We start from the raw sequence: 26,078 nt of genomic DNA on the forward strand, positions 1-26,078 counted from the left end.
TCAGGCTCCCGAAATCGAAGGCAGTGTCACCGCGCCGGCAGCCTTGATGGTGGCGCCGCTGCGCACCATGGCGATGGCCTTTTCCATGTCGGGATGGAAATGCCGGTCGGTGTCGAGATGCGGCACCTCGGCGCGGACCAGCTTGCGCACGGCTTCAAGGGCCGCGCTCGACGCCAGAGGCGCATGGAAATCGCAGCCTTGCGCGGCGGCCAAAAGTTCGATGCCGATGACGGCCGTGGCATTCTCCACCATGCCGATCAGCCGGCGCGCGCCGTGCGCCGCCATCGAGACATGGTCTTCCTGGTTGGCCGAGGTCGGGATGGAATCGACGCTGGCCGGATAGGCCTTCTGCTTGTTCTCGGAAACCAGCGCTGCCGCCGTCACCTGCGGGATCATAAAGCCGGAGTTCAGGCCGGGCTTCGGCGTCAAAAACGCCGGCATGCCGGACAGCGCGGGGTCAACCAGCATGGCGATGCGGCGTTCCGACAGCGAGCCGATCTCGCAGACGGCGAGCGCGATCATGTCGGCGGCGAAAGCCACCGGCTCGGCGTGGAAATTGCCGCCGGAGAGCGCGGTATCGTCCTCGGCGAAGATCAGCGGATTGTCGGTGACGCCATTGGCTTCGGTGCCGAGCGTATCGGCGGCCTGACGCAACACGCTGAGGGCTGCACCCATTACCTGCGGCTGGCAACGCAGGCAGTACGGGTCCTGCACGCGCTCGTCGCCGACGCGGTGCGATTCCCGGATGGCGCTGCCGGCCATCAGGTTGCGCAGCGCTTGCGCCGTCTCGATCTGGCCGGGGTGCTTTCTCAGCAGATGGATGCGCGGATCGAAGGGCGCGTCCGAACCCTTGGCGGCGTCGGTCGACAGCGCACCGGCGACCAGCGCCGACTGGTAGAGCACCTCGGCCTCGAACAATGCGGCCAGCGCATAGGCGGTCGAGAATTGGGTGCCGTTGAGCAGTGCAAGACCTTCCTTGGCGCCGAGCGTCACCGGCTCCAGCCCGTGCGAGACGAAAGCGACCTTGGCCGGGAAGCGGCCATGCGGGGTAAAGCATTCGCCGACGCCGATCATCACCGCGGTCATGTGCGACAGCGGCGCGAGATCGCCGGAGGCGCCGACCGAGCCTTGCGCCGGCACGACGGGGATGACGTCGTTGGCCAGCATCGCTTCCAGCAATTCGATGGTTTGCGGCCGCACGCCGGAAGCGCCCTGCGCCAGGCTGGCGAGTTTTAGCGCCATCATCAACCGGACCACCGCGACCGGCATCGGCTCGCCGACGCCGGCGGCGTGCGACAGAACGATGTTGCGCTGCAGCGTTTCGAGGTCGGCGGCCGGAATGCGGACGCTGGCCAGTTTGCCGAAGCCGGTGTTGATGCCATAGACCGGTTCACCCTTGGCGACGATGCGGGCGACCGCCTCGGCGCTGGCCTTGATCTTCGGGCGACAGGCAACGTCGAGCTTCGGCACGGCGCCACGGTAGATCGCGCGCCAGTCGGCCAGCGTCGCATTGCCGGGCTTCAGGTTGAGTTCGGTCATTGTCCTCTCCAGATGCGGGCATGAAGCGGGTTGAAGCCCATGCGGTAGACGAGTTCGGCCGGGCGCTCGATGTTCCAAATCGCCAGGTCGGCGGATTTGCCTGCCTCGAGCGTGCCGGTCTGGCCGAGCAGTCCGAGCGCGCGGGCCGCCTCGCGGGTGGTGCCGACCAGGCATTCCTCGACCGTCAGGCCAAACAGCGTCGCAGCCATGTTCATGGTCAGAAGCAGCGAGGTCAGCGGCGAGGTGCCGGGATTGTTGTCGGTGGCGACGGCCATCTTGACGCCGTGTTGGCGAAACAGGCTAATCGGCGGCTTCTTGGTTTCGCGAATGAAGTAGTAGGCGCCGGGCAGGATGGTCGCCACGGTGCCGGCCTTGGCCATCGCCGCAGCACCGGCGTCGTCTGTATATTCGAGATGGTCGGCCGACAGCGCGCCATAACGGGCGGCAAGGGCTGCACCATGCAGGTTGGACAGCTGGTCGGCATGGAGTTTTACGGGCAGGCCGAGTGCCCTTGCTTTGTCGAAGACGCGGGCGATCTGCTCCGGCGAAAAAGCGATGCCTTCGCAGAAACCGTCGACGGCGTCGGCAAGGCCCTCTCCGGCGATAGCCGGCAGGATTGTGTTTGCGACCAGATCGACAAACGCGTCCTTGTCGCCCTTGGCTTCCGGCGGCAACGCATGCGCGCCGAGGAAGGTGGTGCGGACCGTCACTGGCCGCTCCTTGTCGAGGCGCCGGGCCGCGCGCAGCGACTTCTGTTCATTTTCGAGATCGAGCCCGTAGCCCGACTTTACCTCCACCGTGGTGACGCCCTCTGCCATCAGTGCATCGAGGCGTGGCAGCGTCTGCGCAACCAACTCGTCTTCACTGGCAGCACGCAAGGATTTGACCGAGGAGACGATGCCGCCGCCGGCGCGGGCGACCTCTTCATAGGTGGCGCCGGCCAGCCGCATTTCGAACTCATTGGCGCGGTTGCCGGCATGGACGAGATGGGTGTGGCAATCGATCAGGCCGGGCGTGATCCAGCGGCCTTCGCAGTTGGTCGTCTCGCTGCCCTGAGCCAGGGCTGACGGCATGTCGGCTTCCGGGCCGGAATAGACGATGACGCCGTCGCGGGCGGCGATCGCGCCCTTCTCGACAATACTCAGTCCGGCTTCGGCCATGGTCGCCAGGCGCGCATTGCGCCAAAGGTGAAGGCCCCCTGCCCGGCTTTTGTTCTGTGCCGCCATCATCTTTTTCCGTTGATTGGATGGCGATTATGTATATACATATTGAAACGCACTGCAAGTGCATTGTTCATGGAATGCGGAGAAAAACGTGACGGCGATCTTTGCGGAACAGGCGCTGCTGGCCGATGGCTGGCATAACAAGGTGCGAATCTCGCTGAGTGGCGGTCAGATCGCGGCGGTCGAGCCAGGCTCCTCGCTGCAGGCCGACGATGACCGGTACGCTATTCTCGTGCCCGGCATGCCGAACCTGCACAGCCACGCCTTCCAGCGCGGCATGGCCGGGCTTGCAGAACTGCGCGGCCCCTCTGCCGACAGTTTCTGGAGCTGGCGCGAGGTGATGTATCGCTTCGCGCTGTCGATGACGCCGGACCAGGTCGAGGCAGTTGCCGCGCAGCTCTATGTCGAGATGCTGGAGGCCGGTTTTTCGCGCGTCGGCGAATTCCACTATCTCCACCACGACCGCGACGGAAAACCCTACGCCAACCTTGCCGAGATGGCCGAGCGCATTGCTGCTGCATCCGCCGAGACGGGTATCGGCCTGACGCTACTGCCAGTGTTTTATGCGCATTCGTCCTTCGGCGGTACTGCTCCAAACGAAGGCCAGCGGCGATTCATCAACGATGTGAATCGCTTCGGACGCTTGCTTGAGAAAAGCCGCGAATCCGTTCGCGGGTTGAATCAGGCTGTCGTCGGCGTCGCCCCGCACAGCCTGCGCGCCGCAACGCCGGAGGAACTCAGCGCGGTCGCTGCTATGGCGCCGGAAGGCCCGATCCACATCCACGTCGCCGAGCAGGTGAAGGAGGTCGAGGACTGCCTGGCCTGGTCGGGCGCGCGGCCGGTCGAATGGCTGCTCGCCAATGCCGGCATCGACCAACGCTGGTGCCTGATCCATGCCACCCACATGACCAAGACTGAGATCATCGGCATGGCGAAGAGTGGCGCCATTGCCGGCCTGTGCCCGATCACCGAGGCCAATCTCGGTGACGGCACCTTTGCGGCGCCGCTGTTCACCGAACATGGCGGCCGCTTCGGCGTCGGCTCCGATTCCAATGTGCTGATCGGCCTGCCGGACGAATTGCGCCAGCTCGAATATTCGCAGCGCCTTGCGCACCGCGCCCGCAATGTGCTGGCGGTTGCCGGCGGCTCGACCGGGCGCGCGCTGTTCGACGCCGCGCTCGACGGCGGCAGCACCGCACTTGGCGCCGGCCCGTCGCGGATCGCGGCAGGCGCCGCAGCCGATTTCGTCTCGCTCGACAAAAACCATGTTTCGCTTGCCGGCAAGAGCGGCGATGCCATCCTCGATGCCTGGATCTTTGCCAATGGCAGCAAGGTCGATTGCGTCTGGGTGCATGGCATAAAGCAGGTCAGCGGCGGCCGGCACGCCAGGCGCGAGGCGATCGCCGAGCGTTTTCGCCAAGTGATGATGGCGCTTTCAGCATGAGCATGATCGAGACAGCGGCGGTGGAAGGCGGCGGCTCGCTGCACCAGCGCATCCTGTCCGACATAAGCGAGAAAATAATCTCCGGCGTCTGGGCGCCTGGCTTCCGCATCCCGTTCGAGCTCGAACTAACGGCCGAATACAATTGCTCGCGCATGACGGTGAACAAGGCGCTGTCGCAACTGGCCAAGGCCGGGCTGATCGAGCGTCGCCGCCGCTCTGGCAGCTTTGTGCGCCAACCACAGTCGCAAGCGGCGGTGCTGGAGATCCACGACATCAGGATCGAGGTCGAGGCGCTCGGCTTGGCCTATCGCTACGAGCGCGTGGCGCGGCAAAAGAGGCGCAGCAGCGCCGAGGATCGTGGCTTGCTGGAACTCAGCGCCGCCGGACAGGTGCTGGCGCTGGAATGCCGGCATTTCGCCGGCAAGCGGCCATTCGCGCACGAACAGCGGCTGATCAATCTCGCCGCTGTCGCGGAAGCCGCTGAGGAAGAATTTCTCGACATCGCCCCCGGCCCCTGGCTGATCGGCCGCGTGCCATGGAGCGAGGCCGAGCACCGCATCCGCGCGGTAGGGGCGGACAGGCACATTGCCGAAGCGCTCGACATCGCAACCGGCGCGCCGTGCCTGGTGGTCGAACGCCGGACCTGGAGCGCCGAGTATCCAGTGACGCAGGTGAGGTTCACTTATGCCGCGGAGAGCCACACGCTGGTGGCAAGGTTCAGGCCTTCGCAGGGTTGATTACCCTCCCCCCGGGGGGAGGGTTTAGCGCCCCGCCTTAAATCGCCGCCGTAATAATAATCTCGACCACATACTCTGGCCCAGCGAGCTTGGCCTCTCCAGTGGCACGGGCAGGCGTGTTGCCTTGCGGCACCCACTTGTCCCATTCCTTGTTCATCTCGGCGAAGGTACCCATGTCGGCCAGCCAGATGATCGCCTGCAGGATCTTGGTCTTGTCAGTGCCGGCCTTGGCCAGCAATTCGTCGATGGTGGCCAGGATCGACTTGGTCTGTTCGCCGACGCTGGCGCCAGGCGTTCCAACCTGGCCGGCCAGATAGACGGTGTTGCCGTGGATGACGATCTGGCTCATGCGCGGGCCAACATCAATGCGACGAATGCTCATGGGAGGTTCCTTCCTGTTGTCGGAGGGGGCCTGTTTAGAGTTGGCACTGGCTGCGGGCAAGGCCAACAGCGTGAAACCTCTTGAGCCTGGGTTGGATCTCAGGTCGCAAATGTCTATCTGCGCCGAGGGATTTCTTTCCGGCGCGGATTGCCGATCTCGTGCGAGAGTGGCAAGACTCCGGCCGAACCAGATTGCGAGGATGACAGCCATGGAATATCGCGAAATCAGCGAGGACTATTCGGTCTCGGGCCAGATCCAGCCCGAAGATGCCGCCGCCATCAAGGAAGCCGGCTTCAAGAGCGTGATCTGCAATCGGCCGGATGACGAACAGCCAGGCCAGCCTTCAGCCGACAGCGTCAAGGCGGCGGTCGAAGCCGCAGGACTGGCCTTCCGCTACATCCCGGTGATCAGCGGCCAGATCACGGCCGAGAATGTAGAAGACCAGGCCGAGGCGCTCGACGCGCTCGAAGGCCCGGTCTTCGCCTACTGCCGCTCAGGTGCGCGGTGCACGAATTTGTATGGGCTGATCCAGCAGTCGAAGGGGTGAAGGGTTAGCGCAGTCCCCAAGGGCTGGCGATCCTTCGCGCCCCCCTCTGTCCTGCCGGACATCTCCCCCACAGGTGGGGAGATTAGCAGCTTCGCCGACGGCGCCTTTCCTACAACGTTAGGTGATTGGCGAAAGCCCGCGCGACATCCGATCTCCCCCCTTGCTTGTGGGGGAGATGTCCGGCAGGACAGAGGGCGGCGCTGTCCCGCCGACGCATCCGATAAAATCTAGGAAAACTAGATCGGCAACGCGCCGGTTTCCTTCAGCGTCTCGAGCACGATCGCCGTCTTCACATGCTGCACGGATTCGTGCGGCAGGAGGACGCCGTTGACGAACTCCGACAGTGACTTGAGGTCCGGCGTCACCACTTTCAATATATAATCCATCTCGCCGGTCAGTGCGTGCGCCTCCTGCACCTCCGGCAGCCGCGCCAGCAATTCGCCGAAGCGCCTGGCGTTGTCGCGGTTGTGGGTGGCCAAGGTCACCGAGATGACGTTGACCAGCGAGAAGCCGAGCTTGTCGCGGTCGAGAACGGCGCGGTAGCCCTTGATGTAGCCGTCTTCCTCCAGCCGCTGGCGGCGGCGTGAGCATTGTGATGCCGACAGGTTCACGCGTTCCGACAGGTCGTTGTTGGTGAGCCGCGCGTCGCCCTGCAAAAGAGCCATTATCTTGCGATCGAATTGATCGATGCGCGCGCCATCCATGGATTTTTCTCCAATCATGCATGAATTACGCACGACATGATCATTTCAAGCGTTTGAATGCAAGCACCGTGCGGCCACTTTGAGCTATCATTCGATATCTCGTGGTCCGATGCGGCCACCATCCGTTTGGAGGAATGCCATGGGTCCCTTCCCGCACGACGCCCCGCCCGCCAAGATCAGCAAGGAGAACCCCGCCGGCACCGACGGCTTCGAATTCGTCGAGTTCGCGCATGCGGAGCCGCAGAAGCTCGCCGAACTGTTCACCCGCATGGGCTATGTCGCGGTGGCCAAACACCGCACGAAAGACATCACCGTCTGGCGCCAGGGCGACATCAACTATGTCGTCAATGCCGAGCCGGGCTCGCATGCGATGAAATTCGCCGACAAGCACGGTCCCTGCGCCGCCTCGATGGCGTGGCGCGTGGTCGATGCCAAACATGCCTTCGACCATGCGGTGTCGAAAGGCGCGACGCCCTATGAAGACGACGACAAGGCGCTGGATGTGCCGGCGATCGTCGGCATTGGCGGCTCGCTGCTCTATTTCATCAACGCCTATGGCAAGAAGGGCTCGGCCTATGATGCCGAGTTCGAGTGGCTGGGCGAACGCGATCCGCGGCCGCAAGGCGTCGGCTTCTATTTCCTCGATCACCTCACCCACAATGTCTATCGCGGCCAGATGGATAAATGGTGGGACTTTTATCGCGAGCTGTTCGGCTTCAAGCAGATTCATTTCTTCGACATCGACGGCAAGATCACCGGGCTAGTGAGCCGCGCGATTACCTCGCCCTGCGGCAAGATCCGCATCCCGCTGAACGAGTCCAAGGACGAAACCAGCCAGATCGCCGAATATCTGAAGAAGTACAATGGCGAGGGCATCCAGCATATCGCGGTCGGCACCGACGCGATCTACGAAGCCACCGACAAGCTCGCCGCAAACGGGCTGAAGTTCATGCCCGGCCCGCCCGACACCTATTACGAGATGTCGCACGAGCGCGTGAACGGCCATGACGAGCCGATCGAGCGGATGAAGAAGCACGGCATCCTGATCGACGGCGAAGGCGTGGTCGATGGCGGCATGACCAAGATTCTGCTGCAGATCTTCTCCAAGACCGTGATCGGCCCGATCTTCTTCGAGTTCATCCAGAGGAAGGGCGACGAAGGCTTTGGCGAAGGCAACTTCCGCGCTCTGTTCGAATCGATCGAGCAGGATCAGATCAAGCGCGGCGTGATCAAGGTCGACGGCAAAGCGGCCTGAGACCACACACTTGTTTGCGGCTCGATCGGCTTTGATCTAAGCTAAGATCACAAGAGGTCGAGCTGTGAACGTCTCCATAACCGAAGCCAGAGCCAAACTGTCGGAACTCGTAAGGCGCGCGAAAGCCGGCGAAGAGATAGTAATCACCCGCCGCGGCAAGCCCGTAGCGCGTCTTCTGCCTCCGCCGGCTCAGCTTGGCTCTCAACCACGCATCGACTTCACCTCGGTCTCGGAAAGGCCGATCGCCTATAACTAGAGGCCCAGCCGCTCGACCTCTTCCTTCCTCACCTTCAAATCATAATCGAGCAGGAACTCGTCCAACTGCGGCGGCGCGACCGACGTGCCGGACAGCATCGCATGCACCTGGCCGCGATGGTGGATGTCGTGCAGGAAGACATGGGCGAGGATATCGCCGATCTTTTCGGGGATCATGCCGTCCTCGCGCCGGTCGGTGATGACGCGGCGGTCGAGATCGGCCTCCGACAGCTTGCCGCAAAAAGCGATTAGCCGCCGGTCGGCCGCGGTCTGGGCGGCAAACAGCGCTTGCGGCTCATCGAACGGCACGTAATCGTCATGGGCGGCCGCACCGACGCCGCCCTCTTCCAGGAAATCGAGATAGAGATGGTCGACCGCGAGGATGTGGTTGAGCGTCGCCTTGATCGACGGAAAGAAGCTGGTGCGTTCGGCTTCGAATTCGCCGGGCTTCAGCTGCAGCACGGCGCGGTAGAGCCGGTCATTCGACCAGAGATTGTTGCCGGCCATGCGGCGCAGGTGGTCGAGCAGGGTCACGAGTTCATTCGTCTGACCAGGCCAATGCCTGCCGCCATGACCGCGAAGCCGGCGACAACTATCAGCAACAGCCGGTTCATGCGCCGGCGCATGGCCTGCGTTTCCTCGTCACGCGCCACATTGGTGTTAGTGATGGTGTGGAACATCATCGCCTTGCGCGGGTAGCCGCTGCGGTTGGTCAGGTCGGGCGAGCGCGCCTCAATGCGGTAACTCAGCCGGATTGCTTGGATGAACACCACCAGAATCCCAAGCGCCCAGACGCCGGCCAACAGATAGAACGCCTCGCCCGTCATTGCATTGCCCCCTGCTACGCCTGGTATTTCTCGACCTTCTGCTCGATGGCGCCGAAGATCGAATGGCCGGTCTTGTCCTTCATCTCGATGCGCACCGTGTCACCGAAGCGCAGGAATGGCGTCTTGGGTTCGCCTGACTCAATGGTCTCGATCATGCGCAATTCGGCGATGCAGGAATAGCCGGCGCCACCCGCCGACACCGGCTTGCCTGGCCCGCCATCCAGCTTGTTGGAGACGGTGCCGGAACCGATGATGGTGCCGGCTATCAGTGGCCTCGTCCTGGCGGCGTGGGCAATCAGAGCCGGGAAATCGAAGGTCATGTCGACGCCGGCATTGGCGCGGCCGAACGGCTTGCCGTTGAGGTCGGCGAGCAGCGGCAGGCTGACCTTGCCGCCATCCCAGGCGTCGCCGAGTTCGTCCGGCGTCACCGCCACCGGCGAAAAGGCCGAGGACGGCTTTGACTGGAAGAAGCCGAACCCTTTGGCGAGTTCGGGACCGGTGAGCGCGCGCAGCGTCACGTCGTTGACCAGCATGACCAACCGGATCGCCGCACGCGCCTGGTCTAGGCTTGCGCCCATCGACACATCGTCGACGATGACGGCGACCTCCGCCTCCATATCGATGCCGAAGGCCTCATCGGCCATGCGGATCGGCTCGCGCGGCGCGATAAAGGAATCCGAGCCGCCCTGATAGATCAGCGGATCGGTCCAGAAGCTTGCCGGCATCTCGGCGCCACGGGCTTTGCGCACCAGCTCGACATGGTTCACATAGGCCGACCCGTCGGCCCATTGATAGGCGCGCGGCAGCGGCGAATGGGCGTCATGCTCATGAAAGCGTGCCGACGGCACTGCATTGTTTTCCAGCGATTCTGCAATCGTCGCCAGATGCGGCGAAATCCGCTGCCAGTCGTCGAGCGCCGCCTGCAGCGTTCGCGCCAGGAACGAGGCGTCGGTGAAGCGCGTCAGGTCGCGCGAGACGACGACGAGTTTTCCGTCGCGCGTCCCGTCCTTCAATGTGGCAAGCTTCATGCGGTTTCCTCTCCTGATGCGGCTTTGGCGCCGTCTACGTTCACAACAAGGCCGTCGCGGGCAATCGTCAAGTCACCCACCCACGATTTCCTGACAGCGGCCTCCCAATCGATCTCCACGATCGCGGGATCGTCGGCCGGAATGAGGTGATTGAGCACCAGCCTTTTTACCGCGGCCTCAGTGGCGATGCGCCCGGCTTCCTCGGCAAAAGAGTGGCTGGCAAGCAGGTGTTCCCTGAGCCGCACGCCGTTGCCGGTCCTGGCGACCAGACGCTCGATGCCTTCTTCCAGCATGGCTTCATGGACGAGGATGTCGGCATTTTTGGCAAAACCGGCGAGCGGCTGGAAGAAGGCGGTGTCAGCTGAGAACACTACGCTTTTGCCGGCGTGGTCGAAGCGCAGGGCAAAACAGTCGGTCACCGGCGGATGATCGACGCGCAGTGCTGAAACCCTGAGGCCGTCCTTCGCGAAAATCTCGCCCTCGGCGAATTCGACGATCGAAACCAGTTCACGAATGTCCGGCCGGCCTTCATCGACGATGCGGATCTCGATGTCGAACTCCATCGCCTGGCAGAAACGGCGCCAGTAGTGGCCGGTGCCGGGCGGTCCGAACAGTGTCACCGGACTGGCCAGACCGGCGGTCCAGGCGGTGTGCAGCAGCGGCCCCAGTTCCAGCACATGGTCGGAATGCAGATGGGTGATGAAGATCAGGTCGAGCGCCTTGAGGCCGATGCCGGCATCGACCAGGCCACGCGTGACGCCGAGCCCGCAATCGACGACGATGGTTCGCCCGCCGAGTTCCAGCAGCGATGAACTCGGCCATGGCCCACCCGGCCGCAGCGCCGGGCCGCCCTTGGAACCGAGACACACCAGCCGGTCGCTCATAGGGCGAGCCTCAAGACCAGTCGCCCTCCGGCGTGCCGTTGAAACGCTTCTTCAGATCGGACCAGCAGTCGATGTAATTGTCCTGTCTTGTTTCCAGCTCGGCGCCGTAGCGGGTCAGCATCTGCGGGAATCGGGTCTCGAACATGAACGCCATGGTGTTGTCGAGCTTGACCGGTTTCAGTTCGACACGCGAGGCCTTTTCGAAGCCAGGCGCATCTGGGCCGTGGGCCAGCATCAGATTGTGCAGGCTGATGCCGCCGGGCACGAAACCTTCCTCCTTGGCGTCGTACTGGCCGTGGATCAGGCCCATGAACTCGCTCATGATGTTGCGGTGATACCAGGGCGGCCGGAACGTATCCTCCGCCACCAGCCAGCGCGGCGGGAAGATGACGAAGTCAATGTTGGCGGTGCCCTCCTCGCCGCTCGGCGCCGTCAGCACGGTGAAGATCGACGGGTCCGGGTGGTCGAACAGGATGGCGCCGACGGGCGAAAACGTCGCCAGATCATATTTATAGGGCGCATAGTTGCCGTGCCAGGCGACGACGTCGAGCGGCGAATGGCCGATCTCGGTGACGTGGAAATTGCCGCACCATTTCACCGTCAGCCGGCACGGCGTCTCCTTTTCCTCGAACCAGGCGCAAGGCGTCTTGAAGTCGCGCGGATTGGCCAGGCAGTTGGCGCCGATCGGGCCGCGGTCGGGCAGCGTCAGCTTGGCGCCGTAGTTTTCGCAGACATAGCCGCGCACTTCGGCGTCGACGAGTTCGACCTTGAACACCAGCCCGCGCGGCAGCACGGCGATCTCGCCGGGCCGAAGCTCGATGACGCCCATCTCGGTGACGAAGCGCAAGGCGCCAACCTGCGGCACGACCAGCAATTCGCCGTCGGCGTTGAAGAAATGGTCGTCGACCATCGAACGGTTGGCGACATAGACATGCGCGGCCATGCCGCTCTGTCCCAGCACTTCGCCGGCGGTGGTGATGGTGTGCATGCCGGCGATGAAATCGGTCGGCTCCGTCGGCATGGGCACCGGGTTCCAGCGATACTGGCCGAGCGCCAGTTCGTGGTCGCCGACATTGGGGGCTGTCTTCCACAGGGGGTAACTTGCCGCCTTGAAGCGGCCGGTGTGTTTTACGCTCGGCCGGATGCGGTAGAGCCAGGAGCGCTCATTGGTGCCCCGCGGGGCAGTGAAGGGCGAGCCCGAAAGCTGCTCGGCATAGAGCCCATAGGCCGGCCGCTGCGGGGAATTGCGCCCCTGCGGCAGCGAGCCGGGCAAGGTTTCGGTTTCAAAATCATTGCCGAAGCCCGGCATGTAGGAAAAGGCCATCCGATCCTCCCTGATCCCGGTCTCTTGAGCCAGCTGAACGCGGCTTGCCGGTACTGTTGACCAAACTGGTTTCATTTGTAACCATTGAAAATGTAACTATCAACCGCGAACGCCGCACAAGGTGCGCAGATGGAATCGGAAATCTTAGAGCTTGAAAGCTTCCTGCCTTATCGGCTTTACCGGCTAGCGGACGCGGTCAGCCGCGAATTCTCGAAAATCTACCGGGACCGCCACGGCCTGACGCGGCCGGAATGGCGCACGCTTTCCGGACTTGGGCAGCGCGGCACGATGACCGCAACGGCGCTCGGCGAACAATCGGCCATGCACAAGACCAAGGTGTCGCGGGCTGTGGCTGAGCTGGAACGGCGGCGCTGGCTGACGCGCACGCCGGACGAGAACGACCGGCGTGTGGAGCATCTGGCGCTGACCAAGGCGGGGCTGGCCGCCTATCGCGAAATGGTGCCGCTGGCGCAGGCGTTTGAACAGGAGTTGCTGGAGAGGCTGAGTACGGAAGAGCGGTCGGCGATTGTTACAGGCGTCGCGGCGCTGGAGGGTGCGTTGAAAGAAAAGTGAGCCGATAGGCTGACGGGGCGCGAAGGAACTCTACGTCTCTATCGACGTGTTCACCAATCCATCACCACCTTGCCAGAACTGCCGCTCCTCATCGCATCAAACCCCGTCTGGAAATCGTCGATGCCGATGCGGTGCGTGATCAGGCCCGACACGTCCAACGGGCCCTGCACCAAGGCGATCATCTTGTACCAGGTCTCGAACATCTCGCGGCCGTAGATGCCCTTGAGGTGCAGCATCTTGAAGATGACCTTGTTCCAGTCGATCTCGAAACCGGTCGGCGCAATGCCCAGAATGGCGATCTTGCCGCCATTGTTCATGGTGTCGATCATGTCGCGGAAAGCAGGTGCGGCGCCGGACATTTCGAGGCCGACGTCAAAGCCCTCGGTCATGCCAAGCGCCGGCATGACATCCCTAAGCTTTTCCTTCGAGGCGTCGACGACATGCTGGACGCCGAGCTTTTTGGCGAGCGCCAGCCGCACCGGGTTGATGTCGGTGATGACGACTTTTCTGGCACCGACGCATTGCGCCACCAGCGCGCCCATGATGCCGATCGGGCCGGCGCCGGTGACCAGCACGTCCTCGCCGACCAGATCGAAGGACAGAGCGGTATGCACGGCATTGCCCAGTGGATCGAAGATGGCGGCGATCTCGTCGGGCACATCGTCGGGGATCGGCACGACATTGTGCTGCGGGATCGCCAGATATTCGCCGAAGGCGCCGGGACGGTTGACGCCGACACCGAGCGTGTTGCGGCAGAGGTGGCCTCTGCCCGCGCGGCAGTTGCGACAATGGCCGCAGACGATGTGGCCTTCACCGGAGACGCGCTGGCCGACCTTGTATTCGGTGACCGCGGCGCCGAAATCGGCAACCGTGCCGACGAATTCATGGCCGGTCACCATCGGCACCGGCACGGTCTTCTGCGCCCACTGGTCCCAATTGTAGATGTGCACGTCGGTGCCGCAGATCGCCGTCTTCTTGACCTTGATCAGCACGTCGTTGGGGCCGATCTCCGGCACCGGCACCTCTTCCATCCAGATGCCCGGTTCGGCCTTGGCCTTCACCAGCGCCTTCATCATGTTCGACATCGTCTAGCTCCTTACCCTCCCCCTTGTGGGGAGGGTGGCCCGAAGGGCCGGGTGGGGGTCAAACAACTGGGAGAGGTCGTGACCCTGCAGACCCCCACCCCGCCTCCCGCCCGCTTGCTTTCGCAAGCGGTCGAAAGTCGACCCTCCCCACAAGGGGGGAGGGTAAAACTCTCAGCCAATGACGCCCAGTTCCCGGCCGACCGCCGCGAATGCCGCCACGGCGCGGTCGATATCAGCGCTGGAATGCGCCGCCGACATCTGCGTGCGGATGCGCGCCTGGCCTTTCGGCACCACCGGGAAGGAAAAGCCGATGACATAAATGCCGCGCTTCAGCATGCGCTGTGCCATCTCCTGCGCCAGGCTGGCATCGCCCAGCATCACCGGGATGATGGGATGATCAGCACCGGCAAGCGTGAAGCCGAGCTTGCCCATTTCGGACCTGAACCGCGCCGCATTGGCATATAGGCGCTCGCGCAACGCGTCGCCATTGCGGATCAGCTCGAACGCCTTGATGGAGGCGCCGGCGATCGCCGGCATCAGCGTGTTGGAAAAGAGGTAAGGCCGCGAACGCTGACGCAGCCAGTCGACCACCTGGCTTTTGCCGGAGGTGTAGCCGCCCGACGCGCCACCCAGCGCCTTGCCGAGCGTACCGGTGATGATGTCCACCCTGCCCTCGACGCCGCAATGTTCGGCCGAGCCGCGGCCGTTCTTGCCGACGAAGCCGACGGCGTGGCTGTCATCGACCATCACCATGGCGTCGTATTTTTCCGCCAGATCGCAGACACCTTTCAGATTGGCGATGATGCCGTCCATGGAGAACACGCCGTCGGTGGCGATCAGCCGGAAGCGGCAATCCTTGGCCTCCTTCAGCCGGGCTTCGAGATCGGCCATGTCGTTGTTGGCGTAGCGGAAACGCTTGGCCTTCGACAATCGCACGCCGTCGATGATCGAGGCGTGGTTGAGCGCATCGGAAATGATCGCATCCTCCTCGCCGAGCAGCGTCTCGAACAGGCCGCCATTGGCGTCGAAGCAGGAGCCATAGAGAATGGTGTCGTCCAGGCCGAGGAAAGAAGAAATCGTGGCCTCGAGCTGCTTGTGCTCTTCCTGCGTGCCGCAGATGAAGCGCACCGAAGCCATGCCGTAGCCATAGCGGTCGAGCGCGCCTTTGGCTGCGGTGCGCAATTCGGGGCTGTCGGCAAGGCCGAGATAGTTGTTGGCGCAGAAGTTCAGAACCTTGTCGCCACCGACTTCGATCTCAGCCGACTGCGTCGAGGTGATCACACGCTCGGATTTGTAGAGCCCGGCGGATTTCAACCCTTGCAGTTCATTGTCGATATGGGAGAGGAATGCCGCGCTCATGATCAGGTCCTATTGAGATTGGCGGCGACTGTCGCGCCCCCTGAATGAAAAATCCACCGTAAATGCGACCGCTTCGGTGGCGCGGCAAGCTCAACCTTGGCGCGATCCGGTCGCAAAACCAGCATGTTGGAGTAGCAGACGTGCAAATATGGCCGTGCCGCGAAAGAACATGATAACCATTTCAGCAGCTTTCGTTCACTGCTGAAGCAACCATTCCGCCGGCTTCGAGACCTGTTAACCCTTTCAAGCCAATGGTCTTCTCGCCATGAATCCGTGGCAGAATCCGTTCGACCGAGGGGTCACCTAGAATATGTCGCAGCAGCCGGCGCAAACCATCTCGGGCAAACTCATCCTGCTGATCAAGACCGGCTACTGGCTGGCGCTGTTGATCATAGCGGCCATGGTGATGGCCTCCTTCATCCTGCTGCAGCAGATGATGGCGGCCCAGCAGCACAACGACACTTTGCTCGATATCGTCAGCACCCAGAAGGCACTGTCGCAGCGCATCGTCTTCCTGGCAAGTGCAACCGGCTCCGCCTCGCGCGACAAACAGCCGGCCCTGGTTTCTGCGCTGAAGCAGGCGACCACCGAGTTCGAGACGAATTACGATCTGCTGCTCGAGCAGACCGGGGCCGATCCCCAGTCACCGGCGCGGTCCGACCCAAAATCGATCGAAAACGTGCTGTTCGCCAAGCCGTTCCACCTCGACTATTTCTCGGTCGGACTTATCGCCAATGGCGAAAGGCTGATCTCGTCCTTTGAGTCCCAGCTCTCCGGCAAGGCCGCCTACAAGGGTGGCGGCGAGCGCGTCAATCTCGACGCCTCCGTCGCCAACGCGACGCTGTCGGGCTATGCCGCCCTTGGCCAGCGCATTAGCGCTTTCGCCGACGAGCGGTCGGAAAAGCTGCTCGATCTCCACCGCACCTTGTTCTACGCCACCATCGCCGTCATCGTATTGGTGGCGCTTTTCATCTTCCGTCCGATGTCAAAGGCGATCCTGCGCAAGACGCATGAGCTTATCGACGCCCGCAATTCGATGGCCTTCATCGCCGTGCATGACGGGCTGACCGGCCTGCACAACCGCACCTTCCTGACCGATCACTTCGAAACGCTGATCAAGGGCGCGCATCGCCGGCGTGAAAGGCTGGCGGTGATCCAGCTCGATCTCGACCGGTTCAAGCAGATCAACGACACGCTCGGCCACGCCGCCGGCGACTATGTGCTGGTGGTCACCGCGCAACGCATGCGCGATTCCTGCCGCGCGTCGGATCTGTGCGCGCGTCTTGGCGGCGACGAATTCGTGATGATCCTCAATGGCGCCGGTGGCACCGAGGACATCAACATGCTGGCCAGGCGCATCCTCGAGCAGATCAACGAGCCGATCATGTTCCAGGGCACGACCGTCCTTCCGGGCGCCAGCGCCGGCATTGCGGTCTATCCCATCGACGCCGACAATGCGGCGGATCTGCTCGTCCATGCCGACCTCGCGCTCTATTCCGCCAAGAAGCTCGGCGGCGGCAGCTTCTCGTTCTTCTCCGAGGAGCTCAGGCGCGAACTCGATTACCGCAAGCAGCTCGAGCACGACATCAGGGTCGCCATTTCTGAGAATGCTTTCCAGGTCTATTTCCAGCCGCAGGTGTCGCTGACCAATGGCACTATCAGCGGCATCGAGGCGCTGGTGCGCTGGAAACACGCCGAGCGCGGCATGATCTCGCCAGGCGAGTTCATTCCCGTCGCCGAAAAATGCGGCTTCATGCCCGAGATCGGCCGCATCGTCTTTGCCAAGGCGATCGAGCAGGCAGCCGAATGGGACCGCGCCGGCATCGCCTTCGGGCGGCTTGCCGTCAACGTGTCGGGCACCGAACTGCGCGAACCCGACTTCGACCGCTTCCTGTTCGCGACGCTGGAGAAGGCTGGTCTGGCGCCCGACAAATTGTCGCTGGAAATCGTTGAATCCGTCATTCTCGACGACGAGAAGACCGGCATCGCGGCCAAGCTGCGCCACATCCGAGCCGCCGGCGTCCATCTGGAACTCGACGATTTCGGCACCGGCTATGCTTCGCTCAGCCACGTCAATCCGAACGAGATCGACCGGCTGAAGATCGACCGCCGCTTCGTCCAGAACATCAACGAGAATGGCGACAACACCAAGATCGTGCGCGCCATCACCGAACTGGCGCGCGGCCTCGGCATCTCGATCGTCGCCGAGGGTGCGGAAACCGAGGCCGAGCTCGATTCGCTGATGGCGATCGGCTGCGACCAGGTGCAGGGCTATTCCATCGCCTTCCCGATGCCGCAGGACAAGGCGCGCGAATGGCTGCTGGCGCGTAGCCCGAAGAAAGCCAAGCTGAAGGTGCTGCAGGGCAATTTAGCCTAGACTATTGCCACGGCGGTGCCGGTCATTTGGCGGGCGCGACATTGGCCCGCAACGCTGCCAGCACCTCGGCGAACTCCGCCAGCCTGTCGTCCGCCAATCCCGCGCGCAGCCGCTTGTCGAAGATGAGCGCCGCCGCGCGCAGTTTCACGAACATTGCCTCGCCTGCTGCGGTCAGCTCGACCAGATGAACCCGGCGGTTATCAGGATCGCGGCGGCGCGTCAGCAGACCTTGCGTCTCCATGGCATTGAGATGGTGGGTGAGCGTGGCGCCCTGGATGCCGATCATGCCGGCAAGCTCGCGCTGATTGGCAAGCTCGCTCGACTTGACCGAAAGCAGGGTCAGCCACACCGGCAGCGTGCCGCCGGCCTCGACCAAAGCGGCGTCAAAAGCTTGCGCTACCAGCTTGGATGTACGCGCGAGATTCATGCCGACGGGCGGGCGGTCAAAGGGAGTCATGAGCCGACAGTAGAACAAGGCACCGAGCGAGGGAACGCAGCATTATTCATTGACATCGAATCATTCGATACCTAACTATCACGTCTGTCGATCTACCAAGGCGTGTTATCCTGCATTCGACAGGGACTCGAGGTGGGGCAAGGAGGAAACGATCATGCAATATGTCTACATCGTCGTTATCGGCCTTCACGTCATGGCGGGGGTGTTCTGGGCCGGCACCACCATCACGCTGGCCCGTGATCCCGAAATCAAGGCCGAGCGTTTCATCCAGCCGCAACTGGGCTCGGCGGGCGTGGTGTTCCTGACCGGCGCGCTGCTCTGGTATTTCTTCCATGGCGCCTATTTCGGCTCGATGGAAATGGTGCTGGCGCTGGGCATTTTGGCTGCCATCGCGGCGGCCGGCGTTCTCAGTGTCGTGGTTCGCAAGACCAGCCGGCAGCTTGCGGGCGCGGACGCCACAACGGAGAGGGCTTTGCGCGCCAGGATGGCTGGTGGCGAGCGCATCGCCGCATGGCTGCTGGTGCTCACCGTACTTTGCATGGCGACCGCCAGGATGGTTTGAGCCCTGCCGCGCGTTATCTCCCGGTTGAAAGCATTCCGCATCGTGCGTCGCCTGGCTCCAAGTCGGCGGCGTACGCGGCGCGCAGCTCGGACGGATGTGCAAGGTGGCTCTCCGCACAAAGGTTTGGCTGCGCGCCACCCATCGACCGAAGAACACGGTTCAGACCCGCAAGCCGAACCTGATGCCGTCATAGATGGCGGCGTGGATGTTGCGCGAGGCGACCGCGTCGCCGATGCGCAACAGCACGAAGCTGCCCTGCGGGTTGCGCTGCGGAAAAATGTCGCCGCCGCCGACGAGCCGCTCGTAGTCGATCGCGCCACCGTTCTTCGACAGCGGCTTCAGCGCGAGATAGAGATCGTCGAGGGGGGCGGTGCCATGCTCGACCACGACCTGGTCGACCCGCCTTTCGCCGCGCCAGCCATCGGCAAAATCGGAGGCCAATTCGGCGACCAGCTGGTTACCCTCGCGCCGAACCGAGCGCAGCCTGGTGTTGATGGTGATGGTGACGCCCTTTTCCTGGAAGGCGCGCATATAGGGAACGTGGTTCATGCCGCCCATTTCCGGGGCGAAGAAGCGTTCCGGCGAAACCAGTTCCAGCTTTGACCCGGCATTGGCGATCAGTTCCGCCGCGCCCATGCCCTGGTGGCCGCCATTGTCGTCGAAGAGCAGCACGTTCTCCGCGGGCTTGACGCTGCCGGCCATGATGTCCCAGCTCGACGTGACGAGATTGTCGCCCGCTGTCAGCGGCGGGTTTTGCGGCAGGCCGCCGGTGGCGATCACCACCACATCGGGCGCCAGCGCCAGCACGTCGTCCTGCTCGGCCCATGTGTCGTAGCGGATCTCGACACCGAGCCGGTCGAGTTCGGCCAGCCGCCAGTCGATGATGCCGATCAACTCCTTGCGGCGCGGGTTCTGCGTCGCCAGTCGAACCTGGCCGCCGGCCTGGCCAGAGGCTTCGAGCACCGTGACGTCATGGCCGCGTTCGGCCATCACGCGGGCAGCCTCCAGCCCGCCTGCCCCCGCGCCAACGATGACGACTTTCCGCCTGGGCCCTTCGGTCTTGGCGATGATATGCGGTATCTCGGCCTCGCGGCCGGTCGCGGCATTGTGGACGCACAGCGCCTCGCCGCCTTCATAGATGCGGTCGAGGCAATAGGTGGCGCCGACGCAAGGGCGGATCTCGTGCTCGCGGCCTTCCATGACCTTCTTGATGATGTGCGGATCGGCGATATGGGCGCGGGTCATGCCGACCATGTCGAGCTTTCCCGTCGCTATGGCATGGCGCGCGGTGGCGACATCGGAAATGCGCGCCGCATGGAAGGTCGGGAATTTCGTCGCCGCCCTCACCTCGCCGGCGAAATCGAGGTGCGGCGAAGAGCGCATTCCGGTCACCGGGATGACCTTGGTCAGTGCCGCATCGGTCTCGATCGAGCCGCGGATGATGTTGAGGAAGTCGACCTTGCCGGAGCCAGCGAGCCGCTTGGCGATCTCGACGCCCTCCGCTTTCGACAGGCCCTTTTCAAAATCCTCGTCGGCGACCATGCGGATGCCGACGACGAATTTTTCGCCTACCGCCGCCCGTACGGCATCCAGCACCATGTCGGTGAAGCGCAGCCGGTTGTCGAGCGAACCGCCGAACTCGTCGTCGCGGTGGTTGGTGGCCGGCGACCAGAAACCGTCCATCAGATGGCCGTAGGATTCGAACTCGATGCCGTCGAGGCCGGCCGCCTGGCAGCGCTGGGCGGCCGACGCATAGTCGGCGACGATGCGCTCGATGTCCCAGTCCTCGATGGCTTTTGGGAAAGCGCGATGCGCCGGCTCACGCACCGGCGAGGCCGACAAAACCGGCAGCCAGTCGGCCTTGTTCCAGCCGGTGCGGCGGCCAAGGTGCGTGATCTGGATCATCACCTTGCAGTCATGCTCGTGGCAGGCGTCGGCAAGCTCGGCCAGCCACGGCACGATGCGGTCGTCATAGACATGCAGATTGCCGAATGCGGCCGGGCTGTCGCGCGAGACGATCGCCGAGCCGGCGGTCATGGTCAGCGCCATGCCGCCCTTGGCCTTTTCGGCATGATAGAGCCGATAGCGCTGTTTCGGCATGCCGTCCTCGGAATAGGCCGGCTCATGGCTGGTCGACATCACCCGGTTCTTCAGCGTCAGGTGCTTGAGCTGATAGGGCTGGAGAAGCGGATCGTTGGAGGTCATCGTCTTCCTGCATTTTCATTTTGTGTCGGAGCAGCATGCGCTGCTCCAGTTCCTATTTTAAGCATCGGATCTATCCGAAAACCGCTGCACATTTTTCGGTCCGATGCTAATGAGCGCGAAAAATCCAAGGACAACCGCTTATGATCGATACCAAAACCCTTACCCAGCTCGGCGCGCACGTCGAGACGCCACAGAGCCCCGAAACTGCGGTCCTCGAGACCGTGCCGTTCCAGCGCGGCGACGGGCCGCCGGCGATCGTGCGCTTCACCTGTCCGGAATTCACCTCGCTCTGCCCGGTCACCGGCCAGCCGGACTTTGCCCATATCGTCATCGACTACGCACCCGATGCCGCCCTGGTGGAATCGAAGTCGCTCAAACTGTTCATGACCTCGTTTCGCAACCATGGCGCTTTCCATGAAGACTGCACGGTGACGATCGGCCGCCGCATTGTGGCGGCGACCAAGCCGCTGTGGTTGCGCATAGGCGGCTATTGGTATCCGCGCGGCGGCATTCCGATCGACGTCTTCTGGCAGACGGGGGCGCCACCCGAAGACGCCTGGCTGCCCGACACCGGCGTTGCCCCCTATCGCGGCCGCGGCTGATTCTATTTGCGGAACTTTGGCGGGACAGCGCCCCCCTCTGTCCTGCCGGACATCTCCCCCACTAGGGGGGAGATTGGCCGCTGCGGCTGCTTTCGCCAATCTCAAACGGTGCGGAGCGGGCGCGACGCTGGAGCTGCTGATCTCCCCACCCGTGGGGGAGATGTCCGGCAGGACAGAGGGGGGCGCGAAGGATCGCAAGCGCCGATCCTCAATCATCATTCGCACTGATACTGGCTGAGCGCCCATTCGCCGGTCACCGAGAGCAGGTCGGATATCTTCCAGGCGCCGTCGACTTTCTTCAGTTTCCACTCCAGCCGATGCTGATTGCCTTCGACGACGAAGGCGACCACCACCTTGGCTTGATCGCCGTTGACGGCCTCGATGCTCTTCAGGCTCTTGTCGATTGCAAGCTTGTCGTAATCGGCATTGTCGAGCGCCATGTTGGGGTCGAGGCATTCGCCCTGCCCCGACGCCCGCAATGCATCGCTCTTGTCGAGCACGGTCTTGGCCGGATCGACGAAGTTCTTGCGCTGGGTCGGATCGAGCTCCAGGCCGAGATGTTCGTAGAACGGCTTCACCACAGCCGTCGGCGAGCCCGGCAGCACGGGCGCGGCCGGCTCGGATGGCGGCCATGCCAGGGGTGGCTTCGCCGGCTCCACCGCATTACCAGGTGGATTTGCGGGCGGTGCGCCGCCCGGCGCTGTCTCAGCCGGCGCATTTGCGGGTGGCGGACCCAGCAGCCCCTGAGCGGCGGCGCCGCTCATACCCACCGCCAGCAGGCACAGAGTAGGCAGCGCCAGGGCGAGACGGCGGAACACTGGATCACTCCGGCGCTTTGTCGGGCATGCATTCGAGCGCGCTCAGTGTCCAGTTGCTGGTCTTCGAAGTGATGTCGGCGATCTTCCATTTGCCGTCGATTTTCTTCAACGACCACAGCATTTCGCGTTTGGACTCATCGCCTTCCGCAAAAAGGCTGAACGTCGCCGTCACCTCGGCTGTATCACCGTTGACGGACTCGGCCAGCTTCAATGTCTTGGCAATCGTCTTCTGGTCGAAATCCTGGGCGTCGAGGCCGGGATCGAAGTCGAGGCAAGCGACCTCATCGGGCTTGTTCTTCTGCGCCTGGTCGTTGAGATCGAAGAGTTTCGTCACCGGCTCGGTGAAGCGGTCGCGGTATTTGGCGTCCCCTTCGAATTTCACTTCAGGGACATAAAAGAACTTCACGGCGTTCGAAACCGGCCCTGCCAGCGCAGCGGCGGGCAAGGCCATCCAAAGGGCAGCGGCCAGCACAATCGGTCTCATGCAGGAATCTCCGGATGTTCGGCGGCAAGGTGGCAATACCACACATCCTGCATATCGGCTTTTTTGCGGCTCATGAAGTCCTTGCGTGCAGCGTCTCAGCCATCCAGCCAGACGTTCTGCAGGTCCATCTCGAAGGTCTGGTGGACGCCGTAGTTCTTCACCTTCTTGTTCATGTGGCTGTAAAGCTTCTGCCAGAAGGGCTGAATGATGACACCGGAATCCTGCAGGATCTGCTCGACATCCTTCATCACTTCGCGTCGCTTCTCCACATCGATCAAGGAAAGCGCCTGCTTAAGCTTGGCGTCGAAATCGGGATTTGCGTAGGCCGATTCATTCCAGGCTTCGCCAGTGCGATAGCCCAACGCCAGCACCTGGACGCCGAGCGGGCGCATGTACCAGATGGTCATCGAATAGGGATATTTCGTCCAGTCGTTCCAGAAGGTCGAGCCCGGCAGCACGGTGCGCTTCACCTTGATGCCGGCATCGCGCAATTGGCCGGCAATCGCGTCGCCGGTGTTCTTCTGCCAGTCGTCCTCGACGGTAATCAGCTCGTGCTCGAAATCGGCCTGGCCGGCATCCGCCATCAGCTTCTTGGCGCCGGCGGCATCGCGCGTCTTCTTGGGCAGCGCAAAATATTCCGGATGGATGGGGCTGACATGGTGATTTTCGCCGACCGTGCCACGGCCGTTATAGCCGAGCTGCAGAACCGTATTGTTGTCCACCGCCATTTGCAGCGCGTTGCGCACGCGCTGGTCGTCATAGGGCTTGTGGGTGATGTTGGTGCGGGCAACCAGAGTGGTCGCGGTCGCGACCTCCGACTTCTGCAGGCCCATCTTGTCGAGGATGTCGATGAAGTCGGAAGGCGTCTCGAAATTGAGGTCGATCTCACCGGAATCGAAGGCGTTCACCGAGGCGTTGAAGTCGGTGCCGTAGTCGATGAACTCGACACTGTCGAGCGGCGCCTCGCCGCCCCACCACTTGCCGTTTTCACGGCGCTTGACCACCGCCTTCTGGCCGACATCGTAAGACACCAGTTCGAACGGTCCGGTACCGATCGGCTTCTTGATCGGGTCGGCGCCGTCGGCATCGAAATTGCGGTGAACGACGAGTGCGGGATAGTCGGTGAGGTTGGGGATCAGCGAAATGTCGGGTGCTGCGAGCGTAAGCTTGACCGAGAAGTCGTCGACCTTGGTGATCGCGCCATCACGCGCCTTGCCCGACTTTTCATCGATCAGCCCACCGACGCGCGCGGCCATGGAATTGCCGGCGACAGCCTTCTCGCACCAGCGGGTGACATTGAAGACCACGTCATCGGCGGTGAAGGCGTCGCCATTGTTCCAGGTGATGCCCTTGCGCACATGCAGCGTGTATTCGGTGGCGTCGTCATTGACGTCCCAGCTTTCGAGCAGCACCGGCTCGAAGGTGAATTCCCTGGTGTAGCGGACCAGCGGCTCCAGCCAGCAGCGCGAGATGTTGGCGAGCTCCACCCAGTCATAGGTGCGCGGATCTTTTTGGGCCTTGACTGACATCGAAATGTGCAGCGTGCCACCCTTCTTCGGCTCCTCGGCCAAAGCCTGTCCCGGCGCGGCGAGGCCGATCATTCCGTAGGCCAGCGCCGTCGAGGCGCCGAACGCGCTTGCCAATGCAAGAAACTCGCGCCGGTCCATACGGCCCGCACGCGTTTCCTGCGCCATCGCCTCGATGGTATCAGGCACACGATCGCCATTGCTTCTGAACAGTGTCATGTTTTCCTCCCTTGCGGTTCCCGTCGGGTCTTTGCCCGTTATCAATTCGCGCTGGTGTTTCTGTCAGCTGACGCTGTCGGGCAGACTCCCTTCGCGCTGCGCGATGAAATCCTTGAGGCCCTCGGCGATGCCCTCATCCAGCTTCGGTTCCTCATAGTCGGCAAGCATGTTGCGGGCTTTCTCGCGGCCGCGCGTGTCGTGGTCCTTGGCGCCTTCGGCCTTCCACTGTTCGAAGGAGTTGAAGTCCATGATGGTGGGCATGAAGAAAGCGGACTCAAAATGCTCGAGCGTGTGCTGAGTGCCAAGGAAATGGCCCTGCGGCCCAACCTCGCGGATCGCCGCCATCGCCTCCTTGAAATCGTCGAACGGCAAGCCGCCAGCATATTTGTACCAGCCGACGAGCTGCTCGCAGTCGGTGGCGAATTTCGAATAGCCGCAGGTGAGCCCGGCTTCGAGCCAGCCGGCGGAATGCCAGATGTAATTGGCGCCGGCGAGGATGGCGGCATGCATCAGCATATTGGATTCATAGCCGGCCTGGGCGTCGTTGAGTTTCGAGCCGACATGGAAACCGGAGGTGCGCCAGGGCAATTTGTATTTCCGCGCCAGCGCGCCCATCAGATACATCATTTGCGCGGCCTCCGGCGTGCCGCCCATCGGGGCACCGGTCTTCATGTCGACGGTCACCATGAACTGGCCGTAGATCTGCGGCGAGCCCGGGCGGATGAGCTGGGTGAAGGCGACGCCGGCCAGTGCTTCGGCATTGACCTGCGCCACCGCGCCGACTGCAGAGGCCGACGTCGAGGCGCCGCACAGTGCGAAGGGCGCCAGGATCAGCGGCTGGTTGTGGCGCGCATAGACCTTCATCGCGTCCAGCATGGTGGCGTCCCAGACCAGCGGCGAATTGCAGTTGGTGATCGACACCAGCACCGGGTTTTCGCGGACGTACTCTTCGCCGAAGACAATTCCAGCCATTGCCATCGTGTCCTCGGCCCGCTCCTTCGAGGTGACGATGCCCATGAACGGCTTGTCGGAGTGCTTCAGCGCCGAATGGATGATGTGCAAATGCCGCTTAGGCACCGCGATTTCCATCGGCTCGCAGATGATCGAGCTCGACGAATGCAGCGCCGGCGCCATGTAGGCGAGCTTGTGGAAATTGTTCAGGTCGGCAAGTGTGCCGTAGCGCCTGACGTTGTCGAGGTCGCGCACATAGGGCGCGCCATACATTGGCACGAAGACCGAGTTCTTGCCGCCGACGCGCACGGTCCGTTCGGGATTGCGCGCATTGAGGGTGAATTCCGGCGGGACCTTAGAGATCAGCTCCATCAACAGGCCGCGGTCGATGCGGACACGGGTTTCCGAGACATCGGCGCCCGCCGCCTTCCACATGGCGATGGCCTCATCGTCACGGAACTCGCATCCGACTTCTTCGAGGATGGCGAGCGATTCCTGGTGGATCAGCTCCACCGCCTCATCCGGGACCATCTGATAGGTTGGAATCTCGCGGACCAGGGTCGGGAACGAGGTGACGGGCGCACTCCTCAACGCCTTGCGCCCAAGGCGGCCGCCACCACGGCGGTGGGTCTGCTCGGTCAGTTCAGCGGCCGGTGCGTTCATGGTGCCTCCCTTGCGGTCTTATCCAGTCAAGTTAGCGAGACGAAATAT

At 62.9% G+C, this 26,078-nt stretch carries 26 protein-coding genes; 9 read left to right on the forward strand and 17 right to left on the reverse strand.

What is annotated here, in order from left to right:
- Together hutH and hutI are read right to left on the reverse strand one after the other, a co-directional pair.
- Positions 1-1,539: a histidine ammonia-lyase gene (gene hutH / locus AC04SH_RS25305; protein ID WP_488577103.1), complete on the reverse strand. Its 1,539-nt coding sequence runs from the start codon at positions 1,537-1,539 to the stop codon at positions 1-3.
- On the reverse strand, positions 1,536-2,765 hold the full coding sequence (gene hutI, locus AC04SH_RS25310) for an imidazolonepropionase (protein ID WP_488577104.1): 1,230 nt from the start codon (positions 2,763-2,765) through the stop codon (positions 1,536-1,538). The genes hutH and hutI overlap by 4 nt, the downstream gene beginning before the upstream one ends.
- 88 nt (positions 2,766-2,853) lie before the next feature.
- Between hutI and AC04SH_RS25315 the strand changes: the two genes are divergently transcribed.
- Complete coding sequence (locus AC04SH_RS25315; protein ID WP_488577105.1) at positions 2,854-4,206, forward strand: formimidoylglutamate deiminase; 1,353 nt, start codon at positions 2,854-2,856, stop codon at positions 4,204-4,206.
- On the forward strand, positions 4,203-4,943 hold the full coding sequence (hutC, locus tag AC04SH_RS25320) for a histidine utilization transcriptional repressor HutC (RefSeq protein WP_488577106.1): 741 nt from the start codon (positions 4,203-4,205) through the stop codon (positions 4,941-4,943). The genes AC04SH_RS25315 and hutC overlap by 4 nt, the downstream gene beginning before the upstream one ends.
- Before the next feature lie 37 nt (positions 4,944-4,980).
- On the opposite strand, the gene AC04SH_RS25325 is transcribed toward hutC, so the two are convergent.
- The gene (locus tag AC04SH_RS25325; RefSeq protein WP_142869644.1) at positions 4,981-5,325 is read right to left on the reverse strand and encodes a RidA family protein; all 345 of its coding nucleotides are present in this window, start codon (positions 5,323-5,325) and stop codon (positions 4,981-4,983) included.
- A 208-nt stretch (positions 5,326-5,533) separates the two neighbouring features.
- On the opposite strand from AC04SH_RS25325, the gene AC04SH_RS25330 reads away from it, so the two are divergent.
- The gene (locus AC04SH_RS25330) at positions 5,534-5,872 is read left to right on the forward strand and encodes a protein tyrosine phosphatase family protein (protein ID WP_352592462.1); all 339 of its coding nucleotides are present in this window, start codon (positions 5,534-5,536) and stop codon (positions 5,870-5,872) included.
- Between the two features lie 236 nt (positions 5,873-6,108).
- Here AC04SH_RS25330 and AC04SH_RS25335 read toward each other — a convergent pair whose 3' ends face one another.
- Positions 6,109-6,576, reverse strand: coding sequence for an Lrp/AsnC family transcriptional regulator (locus AC04SH_RS25335; protein ID WP_488577107.1), 468 nt, complete (start codon positions 6,574-6,576; stop codon positions 6,109-6,111).
- 139 nt (positions 6,577-6,715) lie between these two features.
- On the opposite strand from AC04SH_RS25335, the gene hppD reads away from it, so the two are divergent.
- Both hppD and AC04SH_RS25345 read left to right on the forward strand, forming a co-directional pair.
- On the forward strand, positions 6,716-7,831 hold the full coding sequence (gene hppD, locus AC04SH_RS25340; RefSeq protein WP_488577108.1) for a 4-hydroxyphenylpyruvate dioxygenase: 1,116 nt from the start codon (positions 6,716-6,718) through the stop codon (positions 7,829-7,831).
- Between the two features lie 64 nt (positions 7,832-7,895).
- The gene (locus AC04SH_RS25345; protein WP_488577109.1) at positions 7,896-8,087 is read left to right on the forward strand and encodes a type II toxin-antitoxin system Phd/YefM family antitoxin; all 192 of its coding nucleotides are present in this window, start codon (positions 7,896-7,898) and stop codon (positions 8,085-8,087) included.
- Here the strand turns inward: AC04SH_RS25345 and AC04SH_RS25350 are convergent.
- Genes AC04SH_RS25350 through hmgA form a run of 5 tightly spaced genes read right to left on the reverse strand, consistent with a single transcriptional unit; the run spans position 8,084 to position 12,149 of the window.
- The gene (locus AC04SH_RS25350; RefSeq protein WP_488577110.1) at positions 8,084-8,620 is read right to left on the reverse strand and encodes a DinB family protein; all 537 of its coding nucleotides are present in this window, start codon (positions 8,618-8,620) and stop codon (positions 8,084-8,086) included. The two genes, AC04SH_RS25345 and AC04SH_RS25350, sit on opposite strands and share 4 nt — an antisense overlap.
- Entirely contained in the window at positions 8,617-8,913 is a 297-nt protein-coding gene (locus AC04SH_RS25355; RefSeq protein ID WP_488577111.1) for a hypothetical protein, read from the reverse strand. Before AC04SH_RS25355 ends, AC04SH_RS25350 begins: the two co-directional genes overlap by 4 nt.
- A gap of 14 nt (positions 8,914-8,927) precedes the next feature.
- Positions 8,928-9,941 (reverse strand): fumarylacetoacetate hydrolase family protein, encoded by a 1,014-nt coding sequence (locus AC04SH_RS25360; RefSeq protein WP_488577112.1) that lies wholly within the window; start codon positions 9,939-9,941, stop codon positions 8,928-8,930.
- Positions 9,938-10,825: an MBL fold metallo-hydrolase gene (locus tag AC04SH_RS25365; protein ID WP_488577113.1), complete on the reverse strand. Its 888-nt coding sequence runs from the start codon at positions 10,823-10,825 to the stop codon at positions 9,938-9,940. The genes AC04SH_RS25360 and AC04SH_RS25365 overlap by 4 nt, the downstream gene beginning before the upstream one ends.
- Before the next feature lie 10 nt (positions 10,826-10,835).
- On the reverse strand, positions 10,836-12,149 hold the full coding sequence (gene hmgA / locus AC04SH_RS25370; protein ID WP_488577114.1) for a homogentisate 1,2-dioxygenase: 1,314 nt from the start codon (positions 12,147-12,149) through the stop codon (positions 10,836-10,838).
- Between the two features lie 129 nt (positions 12,150-12,278).
- Between hmgA and AC04SH_RS25375 the strand changes: the two genes are divergently transcribed.
- On the forward strand, positions 12,279-12,722 hold the full coding sequence (locus AC04SH_RS25375; protein WP_488577115.1) for a MarR family winged helix-turn-helix transcriptional regulator: 444 nt from the start codon (positions 12,279-12,281) through the stop codon (positions 12,720-12,722).
- Positions 12,723-12,772: 50 nt separating this feature from the next.
- On the opposite strand, the gene tdh is transcribed toward AC04SH_RS25375, so the two are convergent.
- Positions 12,773-13,807 carry an L-threonine 3-dehydrogenase gene (gene tdh / locus AC04SH_RS25380; protein ID WP_023672918.1) on the reverse strand — a complete coding sequence of 345 codons (1,035 nt, stop codon included), beginning with the start codon at positions 13,805-13,807 and terminating at the stop codon, positions 12,773-12,775.
- Positions 13,808-13,978: 171 nt separating this feature from the next.
- A complete protein-coding gene (locus AC04SH_RS25385; RefSeq protein WP_488577116.1) occupies positions 13,979-15,166 on the reverse strand; it encodes a glycine C-acetyltransferase in 1,188 nt (395 codons plus the stop codon).
- Between the two features lie 310 nt (positions 15,167-15,476).
- Between AC04SH_RS25385 and AC04SH_RS25390 the strand changes: the two genes are divergently transcribed.
- Positions 15,477-17,543 carry a putative bifunctional diguanylate cyclase/phosphodiesterase gene (locus AC04SH_RS25390; protein ID WP_488577117.1) on the forward strand — a complete coding sequence of 689 codons (2,067 nt, stop codon included), beginning with the start codon at positions 15,477-15,479 and terminating at the stop codon, positions 17,541-17,543.
- Positions 17,544-17,565: 22 nt separating this feature from the next.
- Here AC04SH_RS25390 and AC04SH_RS25395 read toward each other — a convergent pair whose 3' ends face one another.
- Positions 17,566-17,970 (reverse strand): MarR family winged helix-turn-helix transcriptional regulator, encoded by a 405-nt coding sequence (locus AC04SH_RS25395; protein ID WP_488577118.1) that lies wholly within the window; start codon positions 17,968-17,970, stop codon positions 17,566-17,568.
- Positions 17,971-18,154: 184 nt separating this feature from the next.
- Between AC04SH_RS25395 and AC04SH_RS25400 the strand changes: the two genes are divergently transcribed.
- A complete protein-coding gene (locus tag AC04SH_RS25400; RefSeq protein ID WP_488577119.1) occupies positions 18,155-18,562 on the forward strand; it encodes a hypothetical protein in 408 nt (135 codons plus the stop codon).
- A gap of 159 nt (positions 18,563-18,721) precedes the next feature.
- Here AC04SH_RS25400 and AC04SH_RS25405 read toward each other — a convergent pair whose 3' ends face one another.
- Positions 18,722-20,767, reverse strand: coding sequence for an oxidoreductase (locus tag AC04SH_RS25405; protein WP_488577120.1), 2,046 nt, complete (start codon positions 20,765-20,767; stop codon positions 18,722-18,724).
- Positions 20,768-20,907: 140 nt separating this feature from the next.
- Here AC04SH_RS25405 and queF point away from each other — a divergent pair, with 140 nt between their 5' ends.
- Positions 20,908-21,369, forward strand: coding sequence for a preQ(1) synthase (gene queF / locus AC04SH_RS25410; RefSeq protein WP_488577121.1), 462 nt, complete (start codon positions 20,908-20,910; stop codon positions 21,367-21,369).
- 215 nt (positions 21,370-21,584) lie between these two features.
- On the opposite strand, the gene AC04SH_RS25415 is transcribed toward queF, so the two are convergent.
- The 4 genes from AC04SH_RS25415 to AC04SH_RS25430 form a co-directional block, all read right to left on the reverse strand.
- Complete coding sequence (locus AC04SH_RS25415; protein ID WP_488577180.1) at positions 21,585-22,133, reverse strand: YqhG/Tai3 family protein; 549 nt, start codon at positions 22,131-22,133, stop codon at positions 21,585-21,587.
- A gap of 58 nt (positions 22,134-22,191) precedes the next feature.
- A complete protein-coding gene (locus tag AC04SH_RS25420; RefSeq protein ID WP_192252939.1) occupies positions 22,192-22,671 on the reverse strand; it encodes a DUF3828 domain-containing protein in 480 nt (159 codons plus the stop codon).
- Positions 22,672-22,766: 95 nt separating this feature from the next.
- Entirely contained in the window at positions 22,767-24,416 is a 1,650-nt protein-coding gene (locus AC04SH_RS25425; RefSeq protein ID WP_488577122.1) for an ABC transporter substrate-binding protein, read from the reverse strand.
- A 63-nt stretch (positions 24,417-24,479) separates the two neighbouring features.
- Complete coding sequence (locus AC04SH_RS25430; RefSeq protein WP_488577123.1) at positions 24,480-26,030, reverse strand: trimethylamine methyltransferase family protein; 1,551 nt, start codon at positions 26,028-26,030, stop codon at positions 24,480-24,482.
- Positions 26,031-26,078: the final 48 nt, after the last annotated feature.

This window comes from Mesorhizobium sp. CNPSo 4688 (genome assembly GCF_057784295.1).